The following is a 19,483-nucleotide window of genomic DNA, read 5'->3' as shown; positions in this document are numbered from 1 at the left end:
GCATCGAAGCTATCTCAAAAGAGATGCTTACTCGATGATTTTGGCTACGACGCCAGCGCCGACGGTACGACCGCCTTCACGGATAGCGAAACGCAGACCGTCTTCCATTGCGATGGTCTTGATCAGGGTAACTTCCATCTGGATGTTGTCACCTGGCATTACCATTTCAACGCCTTCTGGCAGCTGGCAGTTACCAGTCACGTCAGTAGTACGGAAGTAGAACTGTGGACGGTAGCCTTTGAAGAACGGAGTGTGACGACCGCCTTCTTCCTTGCTCAGAACGTAAACTTCTGCGGTGAACTTGGTGTGCGGCTTAACCGAACCTGGCTTAACCAGAACCTGGCCACGCTCAACGTCGTCACGCTTGGTACCACGCAGCAGAACGCCGCAGTTCTCGCCAGCACGACCTTCGTCGAGCAGCTTGCGGAACATCTCAACACCGGTGCAGGTGGTGGTGGTGGTGTCACGCAGACCAACGATTTCCAGTGCATCTTGAACGCGAACGATACCGCGCTCGATACGACCAGTCACAACAGTACCACGACCCGAGATCGAGAATACGTCTTCGATTGGCATCAGGAATGGCTTGTCGATAGCGCGCTCTGGTTCTGGGATGTAGCTGTCCAGAGTTTCAACCAGTTTACGAACGGCAGTGGTGCCCATTTCGTTGTCGTCTTTGCCTTCCAGCGCCATACGAGCCGAACCGATGATGATTGGAGTGTCATCGCCCGGGAAGTCGTAGGTGGACAGCAGGTCGCGAACTTCCATCTCGACCAGTTCCAGCAGCTCAGCGTCGTCTACCAGGTCAGCCTTGTTCAGGAAAACCACGATGTACGGAACGCCTACCTGACGGGACAGCAGGATGTGCTCACGGGTTTGTGGCATCGGACCATCAGCGGCCGAGCAAACCAGGATCGCGCCGTCCATCTGGGCAGCACCGGTGATCATGTTCTTCACATAGTCAGCGTGACCTGGGCAGTCAACGTGAGCGTAGTGACGGATCTTCGAGTTGTACTCGACGTGCGCGGTGTTGATGGTGATACCACGAGCTTTTTCTTCTGGAGCGCTGTCGATTTTATCGAAATCAACGATTGCGGAACCGAAAACTTCGGAGCAAACGCGAGTCAGAGCTGCGGTCAGAGTGGTTTTACCGTGGTCAACGTGACCGATGGTGCCAACGTTGACGTGCGGTAGGGAACGATCAAATTTTTCTTTAGCCACGACAATTAACTCCTTGCCTAAAGGACTGAATCAGCCTTGTTTTTTGGTAACGGTTTCGACGATGTGCGACGGAGCCGTATTGTATTTTTTGAATTCCATAGAGTAGCTTGCGCGACCCTGGGACATCGAACGAACGTCGGTCGCATAACCGAACATCTCGCCCAACGGAACTTCAGCACGGATCACCTTACCGGAAACCGTGTCTTCCATACCCAGAATCATGCCGCGACGACGGTTAAGGTCGCCCATCACGTCACCCATATAGTCTTCAGGCGTAACAACCTCTACCGCCATGATCGGCTCGAGCAACTCACCACCGCCCTTCTGGGCCAGTTGCTTGGTCGCCATGGAAGCAGCCACCTTAAACGCCATCTCGTTCGAGTCGACGTCGTGGTAAGAACCATCAAACACGGTAGCCTTCAGGCCGATCAGCGGATAGCCGGCAACTACGCCGTTCTTCATCTGCTCTTCGATACCCTTCTGGATAGCCGGGATGTATTCCTTAGGAACCACACCACCCACTACTTCGTTCACGAATTGCAGACCTTCCTGACCTTCGTCAGCAGGAGCAAAACGAATCCAGCAATGACCGAACTGGCCACGACCACCGGACTGACGAACGAACTTGCCTTCGATTTCGCAATTCTTCGTGATGCGCTCACGATACGAAACCTGAGGCTTACCGATGTTGGCTTCGACGTTGAACTCACGGCGCATCCGGTCAACCAGGATGTCCAGGTGCAACTCGCCCATGCCAGAGATGATCGTCTGACCAGTCTCTTCATCAGTCTTGACGCGGAAAGACGGGTCTTCCTGAGCAAGTTTGCCCAGAGCGATACCCATTTTTTCCTGGTCATCCTTGGTCTTAGGCTCTACGGCAACCGAAATAACCGGCTCCGGGAAGTCCATGCGAACCAGGATGATTGGCTTGTCAGCGTTGCACAAGGTTTCACCAGTGGTGACGTCCTTCATGCCGATCAAGGCCGCGATGTCGCCAGCGCGTACTTCCTTGATCTCCTCACGGGCGTTTGCGTGCATCTGCACCATACGACCCACACGCTCTTTCTTGCCCTTGACCGAGTTGATCACGCCGTCGCCGGAGGCCAACACGCCCGAGTAAACACGGACGAAGGTCAGGGTACCCACGAATGGGTCGGTAGCGATTTTGAACGCCAGAGCCGAGAACGGCTCGTTGTCGTCTGCATGACGCTCCATCTGCTTTTCCTCGTCATCCGGGTCAGTACCCTTGATGGCAGGAATGTCAGTTGGCGCAGGCAGGTAGTCGATAACGGCGTCGAGAACCAGGGGAACACCCTTGTTCTTGAAGGAAGAACCGCAAACAGCCAGAACGATCTCACCAGCGATAGTACGCTGACGCAGAGCACCCTTGATTTCCTCGATGGAGAGCTCTTCGCCTTCGAGGTACTTGTTCATCAGCTCTTCGCTGGCTTCGGCCGCAGCCTCAACCATGTTGTTGCGCCACTCTTCAGCCAGCTCCTGCAGTTCAGCAGGGATGGCTTCACGACGAGGAGTCATACCCTTGTCGGCATCGTTCCAGTAAACGGCTTCCATGGTCATCAGATCGATCTGACCCTGGAAGTTGTCTTCGGAACCGATAGCCAACTGGATAGGCACCGGAGTGTGACCCAGACGCTGCTTGATCTGAGCGATCACGCGCAGGAAGTTCGCACCGGCACGGTCCATCTTGTTCACGTAAACGATACGTGGAACGCCGTACTTGTTGGCTTGACGCCATACGGTTTCGGACTGAGGCTCAACGCCGGAGGTGCCGCAGAACACAACGACCGCGCCGTCGAGTACACGCAGGGAACGTTCAACTTCAATGGTGAAGTCTACGTGACCCGGGGTATCGATGACGTTGAAGCGGTATTGGTCTTTGTGCTGCTTGGCCGAACCCTGCCAGAAGGCGGTAATGGCAGCAGAAGTAATGGTAATACCACGCTCCTGCTCCTGAACCATCCAGTCAGTGGTCGCAGCGCCGTCATGCACTTCGCCCATCTTGTGGCTTTTGCCAGTGTAAAAAAGGACGCGCTCGGTGGTGGTGGTTTTACCAGCATCCACGTGAGCAACGATACCGATGTTACGGTAGCGATTAATCGGTGTAGTACGAGCCATAAAGCCCTCGCAAAATGAGTGACGCTAGAATTAGAAGCGGTAGTGCGAGAAAGCCTTGTTGGCTTCAGCCATACGGTGCACGTCTTCACGCTTCTTAACTGCAGCACCTTTACCTTCGGCGGCGTCCAACAGTTCGCCAGCCAAACGCAGAGCCATAGACTTCTCGCCGCGCTTGCGGGCGAAGTCTACCAACCAGCGCATTGCCAGAGCGTTACGACGGGAAGGACGAACCTCGACCGGAACCTGGTAAGTAGCACCACCAACGCGGCGCGACTTCACTTCGACCAGCGGAGCGATGGCGTCGAGTGCTTTTTCGAAGAGTTCCAGGGGATCGGTGCCGGCCTTACGAGCCTTCACGGTATCCAGGGCACCATAAACGATACGCTCGGCAACGGCTTTCTTGCCGCTTTCCATTACGTGGTTCATGAATTTGGCGAGGATTTGGCTTCCGTATTTCGGATCGTCCAGAATCTCACGCTTGGCTGCTACGCGACGTCTTGGCATTGATAAGCCCTCAAACGGTCTTCAGGTTAGCCCGGGACAGATCCTGTGGATACGTGCCCGACCTTACTCTTATCGACTCAATAAAATGAATAACTGCAAAACGGCCGATTACTTCGGACGCTTGGTACCGTACTTCGAACGACCCTGGTTACGACCTTTAACACCGGAAGTATCCAACGAACCGCGAACGGTGTGGTAACGAACACCTGGCAAGTCTTTTACACGACCGCCGCGGATCAGTACCACGCTGTGCTCTTGCAGGTTGTGGCCTTCACCACCGATGTACGAGGAAACCTCGAAACCGTTGGTCAGACGCACACGGCATACTTTACGCAGTGCCGAGTTAGGTTTTTTCGGCGTGGTGGTGTACACACGGGTGCACACGCCACGGCGTTGCGGGCAGTTCTGCAGCGCAGGCACGTCGGATTTCTCGACGATACGCTTACGCGGCTGACGTACCAGCTGGTTGATAGTTGCCATCTACTAGCTCCACTGTTGTCTTGCGACGCTATTGTCTTGCAAGAAAAGCAAAATGGCAGGAACGAGTTCCCGCCAAATTTAGGGGTACAAGAGTCTAAAGAGGATCTTGTCCCCAGTCAAGGCAAGGCCCCGCCCTCCCCGCTCATCCAATCTCGACAATTTGTCTCGATTCGATGAACGGAGTGACCAGGGCCTCACACTCATTTACCGCAGAACTCAGTTACCGCTCGAGTTCAGCGCTTCGGTCAGTGCAGCTTCCACTTCACTGGCGCTTACGCGCAACGGCTTGTCTGCATCACGGCGACGCTTACGCTCGCTGTGATAAGCCAGACCGGTACCGGCCGGGATCAGACGACCCACGACCACGTTTTCTTTCAGGCCGCGCAGGTAATCGCGCTTGCCGGTTACCGCCGCTTCGGTCAGTACGCGGGTGGTTTCCTGGAAGGAAGCCGCCGAGATGAACGATTCGGTGGACAACGACGCCTTGGTGATACCCAGCAGTACACGAGTGAACTTGGAGACAAACTTGTCTTCAGTCGCCAGGCGCTCGTTCTCTACCAGTACGTGAGTCAGTTCCATCTGGTCGCCCTTGATGAAACTGGAATCGCCGGATTCAGCGATTTCAACTTTACGCAGCATCTGACGCAGGATGGTCTCGATGTGCTTGTCGTTGATCTTCACGCCTTGCAGACGGTAAACGTCCTGGATCTCGTTAACGATGTACTTGGCCAGCGCACTCACACCCAGCAGACGCAGGATGTCGTGTGGATCGCTCGGACCGTCGGAGATAACTTCGCCGCGGTTTACCTGTTCGCCTTCGAACACGTTCAGGTGACGCCACTTCGGAATCAGCTCTTCGTACGGATCGCTACCGTCGTTCGGCGTAATGACCAGACGGCGCTTGCCCTTGGTCTCTTTACCGAACGCGATGGTGCCGCTGACTTCAGCCAGAATCGACGCTTCTTTCGGACGACGGGCTTCGAACAGGTCGGCAACACGCGGCAGACCACCGGTGATGTCACGGGTCTTCGAAGTTTCTTGCGGAATACGAGCGATAACATCACCGATCGCAATCTTCGCACCGTCCGCTACACCGACCAGGGCGTTGGCTGGCAGGAAGTACTGAGCGATAACGTCAGTGCCTGGCAGCAACAGATCCTTGCCGTTGTCGTCGACCATCTTAACGGCTGGACGGATGTCCTTACCGGCAGCTGGACGATCTTTGGCGTCGAGTACTTCAATGTTGGTCATACCGGTCAATTCGTCAGTCTGACGCTTGATCGTGATGCCTTCTTCCATGCCCACGTAGGTCACGGTACCTTTCATTTCGGTAACGATCGGGTGAGTGTGCGGATCCCACTTGGCCACGATGGCGCCAGCGTCGACCTTGTCACCTTCTTTAACCGAAATCACGGCACCGTACGGCAGCTTGTAACGCTCACGCTCACGACCGAAGTCATCAGCGATGGCCAGCTCACCGGAACGGGACACGGCAACCAGGTGACCGTCCACTCGCTCAACGTGCTTCAGGTTATGCAGACGGACGGTACCGCCATTCTTCACCTGAACGCTGTCGGCTGCGGAGGTCCGGCTTGCCGCACCACCGATGTGGAACGTACGCATCGTCAGCTGGGTACCCGGCTCACCGATGGACTGGGCAGCGATTACGCCGACCGCTTCACCGATGTTCACCTGGTGACCACGAGCCAGGTCACGGCCGTAGCACTTGGCGCAAATGCCGTAGCGGGTTTCGCAGCTGATCGGCGAGCGCACGATCACTTCGTCGATGCTGTTCAGCTCGATGAACTCGACCCACTTCTCGTCTACCAGGGTGCCAGCAGGAACGATGACGTCCTCGGTACCCGGCTTGAATACGTCACGGGCAATAACACGACCCAATACGCGCTCACCCAACGGCTCTACAACGTCACCGCCTTCAATGTGCGGAGTCATCAGCAGGCCGTGCTCGGTGCCGCAATCGATCTCGGTTACAACCAGATCCTGCGCCACGTCTACCAGACGACGAGTCAGGTAACCCGAGTTCGCCGTTTTCAACGCGGTATCCGCCAGACCTTTACGAGCACCGTGAGTGGAGATGAAGTACTGAAGTACGCTCAAACCTTCACGGAAGTTCGCAGTAATCGGCGTTTCAATGATGGAGCCGTCCGGCTTGGCCATCAGGCCACGCATACCGGCGAGCTGACGAATCTGTGCTGCGGAACCCCGCGCACCCGAGTCGGCCATCATGTACATCGAGTTGAACGATTCCTGGTCGACTTCGACGCCATGGCGGTCGATGACTTTCTCTTTCGAGAGGTTGGCCATCATCGCCTTGGAAACTTCGTCGTTCGCCTTGGACCAAAGGTCGATCACTTTGTTGTACTTCTCGCCCTGGGTTACCAGGCCGGAGGCGTACTGGCTCTCGATCTCTTTCACTTCGTCGGTGGCTGCACCGATGATGCGGGCTTTTTCATCCGGGATAACGAAGTCGTTAACACCGATGGAAACGCCGGAGATGGTCGAGTAGGCAAAACCGGTGTACATCAACTGGTCAGCGAAGATAACGGTCTCTTTCAGACCAACCACGCGGTAGCACTGGTTGATCAGCTTGGAGATCGCCTTTTTCTTCATCGGCAGGTTGACGACGTCGTACGACAGACCTTTTGGCACAACCTGGAACAACAGCGCACGGCCGACAGTGGTGTCGACGATACGGGTGTTGGTCACGCTGCCGCCGTCACGGTCGTTGACGGTTTCGTTGATCCGGACTTTGACCTTGGCGTGCAGTGCGGCTTCGCCGGCACGGAACACACGGTCAACTTCCTGCAGATCCGCGAATACACGACCTTCGCCCTTGGCGTTGATCGCTTCACGCGTCATGTAGTACAGACCCAATACAACGTCCTGCGACGGAACGATGATTGGCTCACCGTTGGCTGGCGACAGAATGTTGTTGGTCGACATCATCAACGCACGCGCTTCCAGCTGGGCTTCCAGCGTCAGCGGTACGTGCACGGCCATTTGGTCGCCGTCGAAGTCGGCGTTGTACGCGGCGCAGACCAGAGGGTGCAGCTGGATAGCCTTACCTTCGATCAGTACCGGTTCAAACGCCTGGATACCCAGACGGTGAAGGGTCGGTGCACGGTTGAGAAGAACCGGGTGTTCGCGAATCACTTCAGCGAGAACATCCCAAACTTCCGGCAGCTCGCGCTCGACCATCTTCTTGGCAGCTTTGATGGTGGTTGCGAGACCACGCATTTCCAGCTTGCCGAAAATGAACGGTTTGAACAGCTCGAGAGCCATCTTCTTCGGCAGACCGCACTGGTGCAGACGCAGGGTCGGACCTACGGTAATTACCGAACGGCCGGAGTAGTCAACACGCTTACCGAGCAAGTTCTGACGGAAACGACCCTGCTTACCCTTGATCATGTCAGCCAGGGATTTCAGAGGACGCTTGTTGGAACCTGTGATAGCGCGGCCACGACGACCGTTGTCGAGCAGTGCGTCGACGGCTTCCTGCAACATACGCTTTTCGTTGCGCACGATGATGTCCGGAGCGGACAGATCCAGCAGGCGCTTCAAACGGTTGTTACGGTTGATCACTCGACGATACAGATCGTTGAGGTCGGAAGTCGCGAAGCGACCGCCATCCAGCGGGACCAGTGGACGCAGATCTGGCGGCAGAACCGGCAGAACGGTCAACACCATCCACTCTGGCAGGTTGCCGGAACCCTGGAAGGCTTCCATCAACTTCAGACGCTTGGACAGCTTCTTGATCTTGGTTTCCGAGTTGGTTTGCGGAATTTCTTCACGCAGGCGGCCAATCTCGTGCTCCAGGTCGATAGCGTGCAGCAGTTCGCGGACAGCTTCGGCACCCATGCGGGCATCGAAATCGTCGCCGAACTCTTCCAGCGCTTCGAAGTACTGCTCGTCGTTCAGCAGCTGACCTTTTTCAAGGGTGGTCATGCCTGGATCGATAACGACGTAGCTCTCGAAGTAGAGAACGCGTTCGATATCACGCAGGGTCATATCCATCAGCAAGCCGATACGGGACGGCAGCGATTTCAGGAACCAGATGTGGGCAACCGGCGAGGCCAGTTCGATGTGCGCCATGCGCTCACGACGAACTTTTGCCAGCGCGACTTCAACGCCGCACTTCTCGCAGATCACACCGCGGTGCTTCAAGCGCTTGTACTTACCGCACAGGCACTCGTAATCCTTTACCGGGCCAAAGATCTTGGCGCAGAACAGGCCGTCACGCTCAGGTTTGAACGTACGGTAGTTGATGGTTTCCGGCTTTTTAACTTCACCGAACGACCACGAACGGATCATCTCAGGCGATGCCAATCCGATACGGATGGCGTCGAACTCTTCGACTTGACCCTGGTTTTTCAGCAAATTCAGTAGGTCTTTCAAGGCCTTTCCTCCTGGCGGAGCAGAGAGCGGGCAATCCTGCCCCGCTCTCGATTCGCGTCACGTGTTATTCGGTTTCCAGATCGATATCGATGCCGAGGGAACGAATTTCCTTGATCAACACGTTGAAGGACTCGGGCATGCCCGGCTCCATACGGTGATCGCCATCCACGATGTTTTTGTACATCTTGGTACGGCCGTTCACATCGTCCGACTTCACTGTGAGCATTTCTTGCAGAGTGTAAGCGGCACCGTATGCTTCCAGTGCCCAGACCTCCATCTCCCCGAAACGCTGACCACCGAACTGCGCCTTACCACCCAGCGGCTGCTGGGTAACCAGGCTGTACGAACCGGTAGAACGCGCGTGCATCTTGTCGTCTACCAAGTGGTTCAGCTTCAGCATGTACATGTAGCCAACGGTGACCGGGCGCTCGAACTTGTTGCCGGTACGGCCGTCGGTCAGCTGCATCTGGCCGCTTTCTGGCAGGTCCGCCAGTTTCAGCATGGCCTTGATTTCGCTTTCCTTGGCGCCGTCGAACACTGGAGTGGCCATTGGAACGCCGCCACGCAGGTTTTGAGCCAGATCCAGGATTTCCTGGTCCGAGAAGTCATCGAGGCTTTCCTGACGACCGCCGATCTCGTTGTAGATCTCGTGCAGGAACTTACGCAGCTCGGCAACCTTGCGCTGCTCTTCAATCATGCGGTTGATCTTCTCGCCCAGACCTTTGGCCGCGAGGCCCAGGTGGGTTTCAAGGATCTGACCAACGTTCATACGCGAAGGTACGCCCAACGGGTTGAGGACGACGTCGACCGGGGTGCCATTGGCATCGTGCGGCATGTCTTCAACCGGCATGATCACGGAGACCACACCCTTGTTACCGTGACGACCGGCCATCTTGTCGCCCGGCTGGATGCGACGACGGATTGCCAGGTAGACCTTGACGATTTTCAGCACGCCTGGAGCCAGGTCATCACCTTGCTGCAGTTTGCGCTTCTTGTCTTCGAACTTGTCGTCCAGCAGACGGCGACGATCAACGATGTAGGCCTGGGCCTTCTCGAGCTGCTCGTTCAGAGCATCTTCAGCCATGCGCAGTTTGAACCACTGGCCGTGCTCAAGACCGTCGAGAACTTCGTCGGTGATGTCCTGGCCTTTCTTCAGACCGGCGCCGCCTTCGGCTTTGTGGCCGACCAGAGCGGAACGCAGACGTTCGAAAGTAGCACCTTCAACGATACGGAACTCTTCGTTCAGGTCCTTGCGGATCTCGTCCAGCTGGGACTTCTCGATCGACAGGGCACGAGCATCACGCTCAACGCCGTCGCGGGTGAAGACCTGTACGTCGATGACAGTACCTTTGGTACCGGTAGGTACACGCAGGGAGGTGTCTTTAACGTCGCTGGCTTTTTCACCGAAGATCGCACGCAGCAGTTTTTCTTCCGGAGTCAGCTGGGTCTCGCCTTTCGGAGTGACCTTACCGACCAGGATATCGCCTGCGCCAACTTCAGCACCTACGTAAACGATACCGGCTTCGTCCAGCTTGTTCAGTGCCGCTTCACCCACGTTCGGGATGTCGGCAGTGATTTCCTCTGGGCCAAGCTTGGTGTCACGAGCCACACAGGTCAGTTCCTGGATGTGGATCGTGGTGAAACGGTCTTCCTGAACAACACGCTCGGACAGGCAGATGGAGTCTTCGAAGTTGAAGCCGTTCCATGCCATGAACGCGATGCGCATGTTCTGACCCAGAGCCAGTTCACCCATGTCGGTGGACGGACCGTCGGCCATGATGTCGCTACGCTGAACCCGATCACCTTTACGCACCAGCGGACGCTGGTTGATGCAGGTGTTCTGGTTGGAGCGGGTGTACTTGGTCAGGTTGTAGATGTCGACACCGGCCTCACCGGTTTCAACTTCGTCATCGGCAACACGAACCACGATACGGCTGGCGTCGACGGAGTCGATCACGCCGCCACGACGAGCCACGACGCAAACGCCGGAGTCACGGGCTACGTTACGCTCCATGCCGGTACCGACCAGCGGCTTGTCAGCGCGCAGGGTTGGTACAGCTTGACGCTGCATGTTCGAGCCCATCAACGCACGGTTGGCGTCGTCGTGCTCGAGGAACGGAATCAGCGACGCAGCAACCGAAACTACCTGCTTCGGCGATACGTCCATCAAGGTGACGTCTTCCGGCGCCTTGACGGTGAATTCGTTCAAGTGACGAACAGCTACCAGCTCGTCGATCAGGACTTTCTTGTCGTTCATCGTGGCCGAAGCCTGAGCGATCACGTGATCAGCTTCTTCGATGGCGGACAGGAACACGATCTCGTCGGTGACCAGAGCGTCTTTCACCACGCGGTACGGGCTCTCGAGGAAGCCGTACTGGTTGGTGCGCGCATAAGCGGCCAGGGAGTTGATCAGACCGATGTTCGGACCTTCCGGCGTTTCGATCGGGCAGACACGACCGTAGTGAGTCGGGTGTACGTCACGAACTTCAAAGCCGGCACGCTCACGAGTCAGACCGCCAGGGCCGAGTGCAGAAACACGGCGCTTGTGGGTGATCTCGGACAGCGGGTTGTTCTGGTCCATGAACTGGGACAGCTGGCTGGAACCGAAGAACTCTTTCACCGCCGCAGCCACTGGCTTGGCGTTGATCAGGTCTTGCGGCATCAGGCCTTCGCTTTCAGCCATCGACAGACGCTCTTTGACCGCACGCTCAACACGTACCAGGCCAACGCGGAACTGGTTCTCGGCCATTTCGCCTACGCAGCGAACACGACGGTTACCCAGGTGGTCGATGTCATCGACGATGCCTTTACCGTTACGGATGTCGACCAGGGTCTTCAGTACCGCGACGATGTCTTCCTTGCACAGCACGCCCGAACCTTCGATCTCGGTGCGACCGATACGACGGTTGAACTTCATCCGGCCGACCGCAGACAGGTCATAGCGCTCAGGGCTGAAGAACAGGTTGTTGAACAGGGTCTCGGCAGCGTCTTTGGTTGGCGGCTCGCCAGGACGCATCATGCGATAGATCTCGACCAGCGCTTCCAGTTGGTTGCTGGTGGAGTCGATCTTCAAGGTGTCGGAGACGAACGGACCGCAGTCGATATCGTTGGTGTACAGAGTTTCGATGCGAACAACGCCGGCCTTGGCGATTTTTGCCAGGATCTCGGTGTTCAGCTCGGTGTTGCACTCTGCCAGGATTTCGCCGGTTGCCGGATGCACGATGACCTTGGCGGTTGTGCGGCCCAGGACGTAGTCCAGAGGCACATCCAGCTCTTTGATACCGGCTTTTTCCAGCTGGTTGATGTGGCGAGCGGTGATACGACGACCCTGCTCGACAATAACCTTGCCTTTGTCATCCTGAATATCGAGGACAGCGATTTCACCGCGCAGGCGCTGAGGCACCAGCTCCAGGCTCAGGGTCTCGCCCTTCACGTGGAATACGTTGGTGGTGTAGAACGCGTCCAGCACTTCTTCGGTGGTATAGCCGAGCGCGCGCAGCAGTACCGATGCAGGCAGCTTGCGACGACGGTCGATACGCACGAATACGCAGTCTTTCGGGTCGAACTCGAAGTCCAGCCACGAACCGCGGTAAGGAATGATGCGCGCGGAGTACAGCAGTTTACCGGAGCTGTGCGTCTTGCCACGGTCGTGGTCGAAGAACACGCCCGGGGAACGGTGCAGCTGGGAAACGATTACACGCTCGGTACCGTTGATTACGAAGGTACCGTTTTCAGTCATCAGGGGGATTTCACCCATGTAGACTTCTTGCTCTTTGATGTCCTTGATCGCTTTGTTCGACGATTCTTTGTCGAAAATGATCAGGCGCACTTTTACCCGCAAAGGTACGGCGTAAGTTACACCGCGCAATACGCATTCTTTGACATCAAATGCCGGTTCGCCCAGACGATATCCGACGTACTCCAGCGCAGCATTGCCGGAGTAGCTGATGATCGGGAAAACGGATTTGAAGGCCGCATGCAGGCCCACGTCGCGGAACTGATCTTTAGTCGCTCCCGCTTGCAAGAATTCACGATACGAATCCAGCTGGATGGCCAGGAGGTACGGCACATCCATGACGTCCGGCAACTTGCTAAAGTCCTTGCGGATACGTTTTTTCTCAGTATATGAGTAAGCCATCAGCGTTCCCCAGCTTGGTCACCTGCTTGTTTGGCCCCTCCCGACGGGAGCAGCCAGAAAATCGTGCAAACCCCATGGTTTGCGCCACCGCATCGGGTGGTTACAGCACGTTATCGGCACCGACCCAGTCGGCTGCCAATAACGGAAAAAGGCCGGTGGCAAGAGCCACCAGCCATCAGCCTGTCGCTTAACGCTCGGGCTGGAGGAGCAAAGTCGATGCTTACTTCAGCTCGACTTTAGCGCCTGCTTCTTCCAGAGCTGCTTTGGCTTTGTCAGCTGCGTCTTTGGCAACAGCTTCCAGAACCATGGCAGGTGCGCCGTCAACTACAGCCTTGGCTTCTTTCAAGCCCAGACCGGTCAGTTCACGTACAGCCTTGATCACGTTAACTTTCTTCTCGCCAGCTTCGGTCAGCATGACGTTGAATTCGGTTTGCTCTTCAGCAACGGCAGCAGCAACAGCTGGACCAGCCGATGCAGCAGCAGCGGTAACACCGAATTTTTCTTCGAAAGCTTTGATCAGCTCAACAACTTCCATTACGGACATGTTGCCAACTGCTTCAAGGATATCGTTCTGAGAGATAGACATGAATCTAATTCCTGATATTGGGGACGGCCTACGCGACCATCGAAAAAAACAAAAAACGCGAGAAGTTGACGAGCCTTAGGCTGCAGCAGCTTCTTTCTGGTCGCGAATTGCCGCCAGAGTACGAGCCAATTTGCTGGTAGCGCCTTGAATCACGCTCATCAGCTGAGAAATTGCTTCGTCACGGGTCGGCAGAGTTGCCAGTACGTCGATTTGGTTAGCTGCGAGGAACTTGCCCTCGAACGCAGCTGCCTTGATCTCGAACTTGTCCTGACCCTTTGCGAATTCCTTGAAGATCCGGGCAGCAGCGCCTGGATGTTCCTTGGAGAACGCAATCAGGGTAGGGCCGGTGAACACGTCGTTGAGGACACTGAATTCAGTGTCAGCAACAGCGCGCTTGAGCAGGGTGTTACGTACAACACGTACGTAAACGCCAGCTTCACGAGCCTCTTTACGGAGTCCGGTCATCGCGCCTACTGTTACGCCACGGGCATCAGCCACGACAGCGGACAGAGCGACTTTGGCAGCCTCGTTGACTTCAGCGACGATGGCCTTCTTGTCTTCGAGTTTAATTGCCACGGGTTTAACTCCTGCTTGTTACCGTTTCATCTGGTCGAAACCGGATGTCGTTTTGGTGTCTGATTCGGTAAGGAACCGGGAGCACCATCTGCGTAGGCTTGTGGTTTAAGACTTGCGTCGCCTACGGTCTTGGATAGCCCCCGCCAGGCAGGGACCCCAATTTTTCAATTGGCGCAATCGCTTGCGCCAATCTGTGTCTTACGCGTCGAGCGAGCTCTGGTCGATAACCAGACCTGGGCCCATGGTGGTGCTCAGGGTAACGCGCTTGACGTAGATGCCTTTCGAGGAAGCTGGCTTGATACGCTTCAGATCAGCGATCAGGGCTTCAACGTTTTCCTTCAGCTTGACGGCGTCGAAGCCGATCTTGCCAACGGAAGTGTGGATGATGCCGTTTTTGTCGGTGCGATAACGAACCTGACCAGCCTTGGCGTTTTTAACCGCGGTAGCTACGTCTGGAGTCACGGTGCCGACTTTAGGGTTAGGCATCAGGCCACGTGGACCGAGGATCTGACCCAACTGACCTACAACGCGCATGGCATCCGGGGATGCGATCACTACGTCATAGTTCAGGTCGCCGCCTTTCATTTCGGCAGCCAGGTCGTCCATGCCTACACGGTCAGCGCCGGCAGCCAGAGCGGCTTCAGCAGCTGGACCCTGGGTGAACACGGCAACGCGAACGGTCTTGCCAGTGCCGTGTGGCAGCACGGTAGCGCTACGAACGACCTGGTCGGATTTACGCGGGTCAACACCCAGGTTTACAGCTACGTCGAACGACTCGCTGAACTTGACAGTCGACAGCTCGGCCAGCAGGGCAGCAGCGTCTACAAAGTTGTAGGCCTTGCCTGCTTCGATTTTGCCGGCGATAGCCTTTTGACGCTTGGTCAGCTTAGCCATTACACACCCTCCACGTTAAGGCCCATGCTACGAGCAGAACCGGCGATGGTACGCACGGCTGCTTCCATATCAGCTGCAGTCAGATCCGCGTTTTTGGTTTTCGCGATTTCTTCCAGCTGAGCACGAGTTACGGTGCCAACCTTAACGGTGTTCGGACGAGCGGAACCGCTGGTCAGACCGGCCGCCTTCTTCAGCAGAACCGAAGCAGGGGTGGATTTGGTTTCGAAAGTGAAGCTACGGTCGCTGTAGACAGTGATGATCACTGGAGTCGGCAGACCTGGCTCAAGACCCTGGGTACGGGCGTTGAAAGCCTTGCAGAATTCCATGATGTTCACGCCGTGCTGACCCAGAGCAGGACCAACAGGTGGGCTTGGGTTAGCCTGAGCGGCCTTCACTTGCAGCTTGATGTAAGCGGTAATCTTCTTGGCCATGAGGCACTCCAATTACGGGTTCGAACGCCTCGAGAGGCTCCCCGGTTACTTGCGCGTTTATCCCAGTGACGACAAAACCCCACAGCCTACGGCTGCGGGGTTGGGATTTTTGCTCAGCTAGACCTTTTCGACCTGACTGAACTCGAGCTCCACCGGAGTAGAGCGACCGAAAATGAGCACTGCGACCTGAATCCGGCTCTTTTCGTAGTTAACTTCTTCAACAACACCGGTAAAGTCCGCGAATGGACCGTCATTGACACGCACCGACTCGCCCGGCTCGAACAACGTCTTCGGCTTCGGCTTGTCGCTACCGTCAGCAACGCGGCGCAGAATCGCTTCTGCTTCCTTATCGGTGATCGGTGCAGGCTTGTCGGCGGTACCGCCAATGAAACCCATCACCCGAGGAGTATCCTTGACCAAGTGCCAAGTACCCTCGTTCATATCCATCTGCACCAGCACGTAGCCAGGGAAGAATTTGCGTTCGCTTTTGCGCTTCTGGCCATTGCGCATTTCAACCACTTCTTCAGTGGGAACCAGAATCTCGCCGAAGCCATCTTCCATACCGGCCAGCTTTACGCGCTCGATCAGCGAGCGCATTACATGCTTCTCGTAACCGGAGTAAGCATGCACAACATACCAACGCTTAGCCACGGGACACCCTTAGCCGACAATCAAGGAAACAAGCCAGCCGAGCAGGGAATCAAGCCCCCACAACAGCAACGCCATAACCAGAACAACAGCCACCACAATAAGGGTGGTCTGCGTGGTTTCTTGGCGAGTTGGCCAAACGACTTTACGAATCTCGGTGCGAGCCTCCTTAACCAGTACAAAGAAAGACTTGCCCTTGGCCGTCTGCAGGCCTACAAAGGCAGCTACAGCAGCAATGGCAAGCAATGCGAGTACGCGGTACAGGATCGGCGAAGCAGAAAAGTACTGATTGCCAACAACGCCAACAACCACCAGAGCGACTACTACAAGCCACTTGAGGAGGTCGAAACGAGAGCCTTGAGCTTCAGCTTTAGGAGTCATCTATGAAGATCCTGTGAAAAGAAAGCCAGACACACCAGGTGAATCTGGCAGGTCAGGAGGGAATCGAACCCCCAACCTACGGTTTTGGAGACCGTCGCTCTGCCAATTGAGCTACTGACCTAAAACAAAATCAGGCCGACCATTATGCCGACCCGAAAAAGACTTTACAACACTTACCAGGCAATCCCGACTGCAACACCAGCATCTGCGACACCGGCAACCCCGAAAACACAACGAGGCGCAACCACAACCACCTAAAACAAAGGCAGATATTTTCATATCTGCCTTGTTATATGGAGCTCTTGAGCGGATTTGAACCGCTGACCTCACCCTTACCAAGGGTGTGCTCTACCAACTGAGCTACAAGAGCCTAACACTGTGCAAAACCCGTAAACTTGGAGCGGGTAGCGGGAATCGAACCCGCATCATCAGCTTGGAAGGCTGAGGTTCTACCACTAAACTATACCCGCGAGGCTTACAGCTCTCGCTAAAAATGGTGGAGGGGGAAGGATTCGAACCTTCGAAGTCGTAGACGTCAGATTTACAGTCTGATCCCTTTGGCCGCTCGGGAACCCCTCCTAAGCGAGCCGGCATTCTACATCATGCCAGCCTTCTGTCAAGCATTTTCTCAATTAAATCTTGAGGTTAGCTGCGTTGACCTCGCTTCACATCGCTAACCGTTTCCGGTGTTCGCTGTGGAGCGGGCGCCATTCTATGCAAACTATTCGGTGGGCGCAACCCCCTCGCACGGCATTATTTTATGTTTTAACTCATTGAATTCTTTAGAAAGGTTTTGCAGCTGCAGATCGTCCAGCCAACGCCGGCTTTCCGGTGCAATACGCACCCAATACCCTGCGCTTTCCGAGCCCCTGGACAGGGGCTGGTATTTGACCTCCATCCCGCTCAACCGACGCTCAACCGCCTGCGCGGCGTCCTGGCGCGTATACCCCCCCAGGTAAAGGCAGCCATTGCCTGGCGAGACAGCTTTAGCCTTGTCTTTGGAGGCGTCACCCGCTTCGCTCAACAGGCGTATATCCTGCTGGGACCCGCGATACAGACTCAAAGGCGTGACATCCTTCGCGCGCAGCGGAGCCTCTTGTTGATGCCAGATGTAGTAAAAGCCATTGAGGACAAGCAGCAGCAGAAACAACCAACGCATAAAAACCTCAGGACAAGGGACAGGCCATGGCCAATCCGACAAACACCAAGTCCGGAACCACCCTGGCCCGAGGCACGACCTCAGAAACCAGGCTCGCATCCCCCCCGGTGAGGAATACGACAAAGTCCTCACCCCAGTAGCTGCGCGCCAACTCGAGCTGAGTCATTACGAAGCCGCGCAACATCAACAAACAACCACGCTCGACAGCCTCGACAGTCGCACGACCCGGAACAAGACTTTCCAGAGCCTGCTCCGCCGCCAGATCCCCGTAACGAATTTTGCGCGTATGGGTACGCAACTGGTTGCGCATCAACGGCATGCCCGGACAGATGAAACCACCCAGGTGCTCTCCATCAGAAGCGATAAAGTCTGCAGTCACAGCCGTACCGAAGTCGAGCACCAGGCACGCACCTGAAGCCAGATGAAAGCCTCCCAGCATTGCAAGCCACCGATCCAGGCCCAGCCGCTCAAACTCTTCATAACCGTTGCGCACGCCTGACATTTCGCGAGCAGGCGCTGCGCACACTATCGGCACATCAAAGGTATCCTTCAGCAAAGACGTCAGCGCACCGGTCTCTTCCGCAGTCCTGACGCTCACCAGCCGGCAAAACGTGAGGGCAAGCCCTTTGAGCTCCCCCAACCCCTCAAGCAATGCGAGATTGGAATCGACAACCCCCTCACCAAGCACCCGCCCGGCATTCGCCGCAAGCACGCGCCACTTGATGAAACTATTCCCACAATCGAGCTCAAGAATCATTACGCAACCTCAGGCTCAATTCACCACCACTGAAGACTTTCTCCACACCATCCACCTTCAGGCGCAGGGCGCCCTGGCCATCAATACCAAGCACCTCACCATCAATTTGATTGACACCGGCAATCAACGACACGCTTCGCCCCTGCCACAGGTGATTTTGCTCCCACTCTGACTGAATGGCCAAAAAGCCACCCGCCTGATGACGAGCCAGGTATCGCTGCAGCATCTCCCCCAACATAGCGACCAATTGGTTGCGATCAAACGATTTGCCTGATTCGAGCCACATGGATGTCCATTGCTGATCCACCTCGTCAGCGGACTGCATGTTCACATTGATTCCCACCCCCAGAACCACATGGCACACATCAGCAGGGTCACCAACCAGCTCGAGCAGTATTCCAGCGATCTTTTTCTGCCCCACCAGAACATCGTTGGGCCACTTCAATCCAGCGGCTGCAATACCCAGCTCACGCAACGTCTGCAAAACAGCGAGCCCGACGACGAGACTCAAGCCCTCCAACTGGCGCATCCCACCATCAATGCGCAGCACCAGGCTGTAATAGACGTTTTCTGCGAAGGGACTGACCCATTTACGACCCCGTCGCCCGCGCCCGGCTGTCTGCCGCTCCGAAAGCACAAGAAATGGCGCAGCCTGCCCCCGCTCTATAGCACGCAGCGCCTCGGCGTTCGTGGAGTCGATTGAATCGTAAACCTGGACGGGCCAGTCGCAAGAAATCGCCCGGGCACTGATCTCGGAAGGATCGAGCAGCGCTAATGGCGCGGACAATTGATAGCCGCGCCCACGAACTTTATGAATGGACAATCCCAGCTCAGCTTCTAAATGCTGAAGCTGCTTCCACACGGCGCTACGACTGACGCCCAGGGCAGCACCCAATGCTTGACCCGAATGGAATCGGCCATCTTTAAGAAGCTTTAACAACGTCAGCATGCAGGTCTCGCCTCACAATGAGGCCCGCATGATAGCCACGCGCCGAGCTATTGCATAGAAATCCAGTAGCCGTGACTTTTCTGCGGACAAAAACAAAACCCCAACTGCTTTCGCAATTGGGGTTTCGGAATTTAATCTTGACGATGACCTACTCTCACATGGGGAAACCCCACACTACCATCGGCGATGCATCGTTTCACTGCTGAG

At 56.0% G+C, this 19,483-nt stretch carries 15 protein-coding genes and 4 tRNA genes; all 19 read right to left on the bottom strand.

Annotation, left to right across the window (positions count from 1 at the left end):
• Positions 1 to 27: 27 nt before the first annotated feature.
• Positions 28 to 1,221: an elongation factor Tu gene (gene tuf, locus Q8X48_RS27345; RefSeq protein ID WP_008053875.1), complete on the bottom strand. Its 1,194-nt coding sequence runs from the start codon at positions 1,219 to 1,221 to the stop codon at positions 28 to 30.
• A 30-nt stretch (positions 1,222 to 1,251) separates the two neighbouring features.
• Complete coding sequence (fusA, locus tag Q8X48_RS27340) at positions 1,252 to 3,357, bottom strand: elongation factor G (RefSeq protein WP_057400627.1); 2,106 nt, start codon at positions 3,355 to 3,357, stop codon at positions 1,252 to 1,254.
• 30 nt (positions 3,358 to 3,387) lie between these two features.
• The gene (rpsG, locus tag Q8X48_RS27335) at positions 3,388 to 3,861 is read right to left on the bottom strand and encodes a 30S ribosomal protein S7 (protein WP_007970418.1); all 474 of its coding nucleotides are present in this window, start codon (positions 3,859 to 3,861) and stop codon (positions 3,388 to 3,390) included.
• A 108-nt stretch (positions 3,862 to 3,969) separates the two neighbouring features.
• The gene (gene rpsL, locus Q8X48_RS27330; protein WP_003186084.1) at positions 3,970 to 4,341 is read right to left on the bottom strand and encodes a 30S ribosomal protein S12; all 372 of its coding nucleotides are present in this window, start codon (positions 4,339 to 4,341) and stop codon (positions 3,970 to 3,972) included.
• Between the two features lie 216 nt (positions 4,342 to 4,557).
• Entirely contained in the window at positions 4,558 to 8,757 is a 4,200-nt protein-coding gene (gene rpoC, locus Q8X48_RS27325; RefSeq protein WP_007970416.1) for a DNA-directed RNA polymerase subunit beta', read from the bottom strand.
• Positions 8,758 to 8,821: 64 nt separating this feature from the next.
• The gene (gene rpoB, locus Q8X48_RS27320) at positions 8,822 to 12,895 is read right to left on the bottom strand and encodes a DNA-directed RNA polymerase subunit beta (RefSeq protein WP_007970415.1); all 4,074 of its coding nucleotides are present in this window, start codon (positions 12,893 to 12,895) and stop codon (positions 8,822 to 8,824) included.
• A gap of 220 nt (positions 12,896 to 13,115) precedes the next feature.
• Entirely contained in the window at positions 13,116 to 13,481 is a 366-nt protein-coding gene (gene rplL / locus Q8X48_RS27315) for a 50S ribosomal protein L7/L12 (protein WP_007970414.1), read from the bottom strand.
• A 75-nt stretch (positions 13,482 to 13,556) separates the two neighbouring features.
• The gene (gene rplJ / locus Q8X48_RS27310; protein ID WP_007970413.1) at positions 13,557 to 14,057 is read right to left on the bottom strand and encodes a 50S ribosomal protein L10; all 501 of its coding nucleotides are present in this window, start codon (positions 14,055 to 14,057) and stop codon (positions 13,557 to 13,559) included.
• Between the two features lie 198 nt (positions 14,058 to 14,255).
• Positions 14,256 to 14,951, bottom strand: a complete 696-nt coding sequence (gene rplA / locus Q8X48_RS27305; protein WP_003186095.1) for a 50S ribosomal protein L1 — start codon at positions 14,949 to 14,951, stop codon at positions 14,256 to 14,258.
• A complete protein-coding gene (gene rplK / locus Q8X48_RS27300) occupies positions 14,951 to 15,382 on the bottom strand; it encodes a 50S ribosomal protein L11 (protein WP_007933726.1) in 432 nt (143 codons plus the stop codon). The genes rplA and rplK overlap by 1 nt, the downstream gene beginning before the upstream one ends.
• Before the next feature lie 117 nt (positions 15,383 to 15,499).
• Positions 15,500 to 16,033 carry a transcription termination/antitermination protein NusG gene (gene nusG, locus Q8X48_RS27295; RefSeq protein ID WP_007984405.1) on the bottom strand — a complete coding sequence of 178 codons (534 nt, stop codon included), beginning with the start codon at positions 16,031 to 16,033 and terminating at the stop codon, positions 15,500 to 15,502.
• Between the two features lie 9 nt (positions 16,034 to 16,042).
• A complete protein-coding gene (gene secE, locus Q8X48_RS27290) occupies positions 16,043 to 16,411 on the bottom strand; it encodes a preprotein translocase subunit SecE (RefSeq protein ID WP_102673697.1) in 369 nt (122 codons plus the stop codon).
• Positions 16,412 to 16,456: 45 nt separating this feature from the next.
• A tRNA-Trp gene (locus Q8X48_RS27285) sits at positions 16,457 to 16,532 on the bottom strand.
• Between the two features lie 173 nt (positions 16,533 to 16,705).
• Positions 16,706 to 16,781, bottom strand: a tRNA-Thr gene (locus Q8X48_RS27280).
• Between the two features lie 26 nt (positions 16,782 to 16,807).
• Positions 16,808 to 16,881, bottom strand: a tRNA-Gly gene (locus Q8X48_RS27275).
• A gap of 24 nt (positions 16,882 to 16,905) precedes the next feature.
• Positions 16,906 to 16,990, bottom strand: a tRNA-Tyr gene (locus Q8X48_RS27270).
• Positions 16,991 to 17,132: 142 nt separating this feature from the next.
• The gene (locus Q8X48_RS27265) at positions 17,133 to 17,570 is read right to left on the bottom strand and encodes a hypothetical protein (protein ID WP_126047828.1); all 438 of its coding nucleotides are present in this window, start codon (positions 17,568 to 17,570) and stop codon (positions 17,133 to 17,135) included.
• 7 nt (positions 17,571 to 17,577) lie between these two features.
• Complete coding sequence (locus tag Q8X48_RS27260) at positions 17,578 to 18,327, bottom strand: pantothenate kinase (protein WP_407800895.1); 750 nt, start codon at positions 18,325 to 18,327, stop codon at positions 17,578 to 17,580.
• A complete protein-coding gene (gene birA / locus Q8X48_RS27255) occupies positions 18,317 to 19,276 on the bottom strand; it encodes a bifunctional biotin--[acetyl-CoA-carboxylase] ligase/biotin operon repressor BirA (RefSeq protein WP_407800894.1) in 960 nt (319 codons plus the stop codon). The genes Q8X48_RS27260 and birA overlap by 11 nt, the downstream gene beginning before the upstream one ends.
• Between the last annotated feature and the right edge of the window lie 207 nt (positions 19,277 to 19,483).

It is taken from the genome of Pseudomonas sp. QLc11A (assembly GCF_052112305.1).
GTDB classification, from domain to species: domain Bacteria; phylum Pseudomonadota; class Gammaproteobacteria; order Pseudomonadales; family Pseudomonadaceae; genus Aquipseudomonas; species Aquipseudomonas laurylsulfatiphila.
The sequence above is the reverse complement of the archived record's forward strand: the minus strand, read 5'-3'. Positions and strand labels throughout refer to the sequence as shown.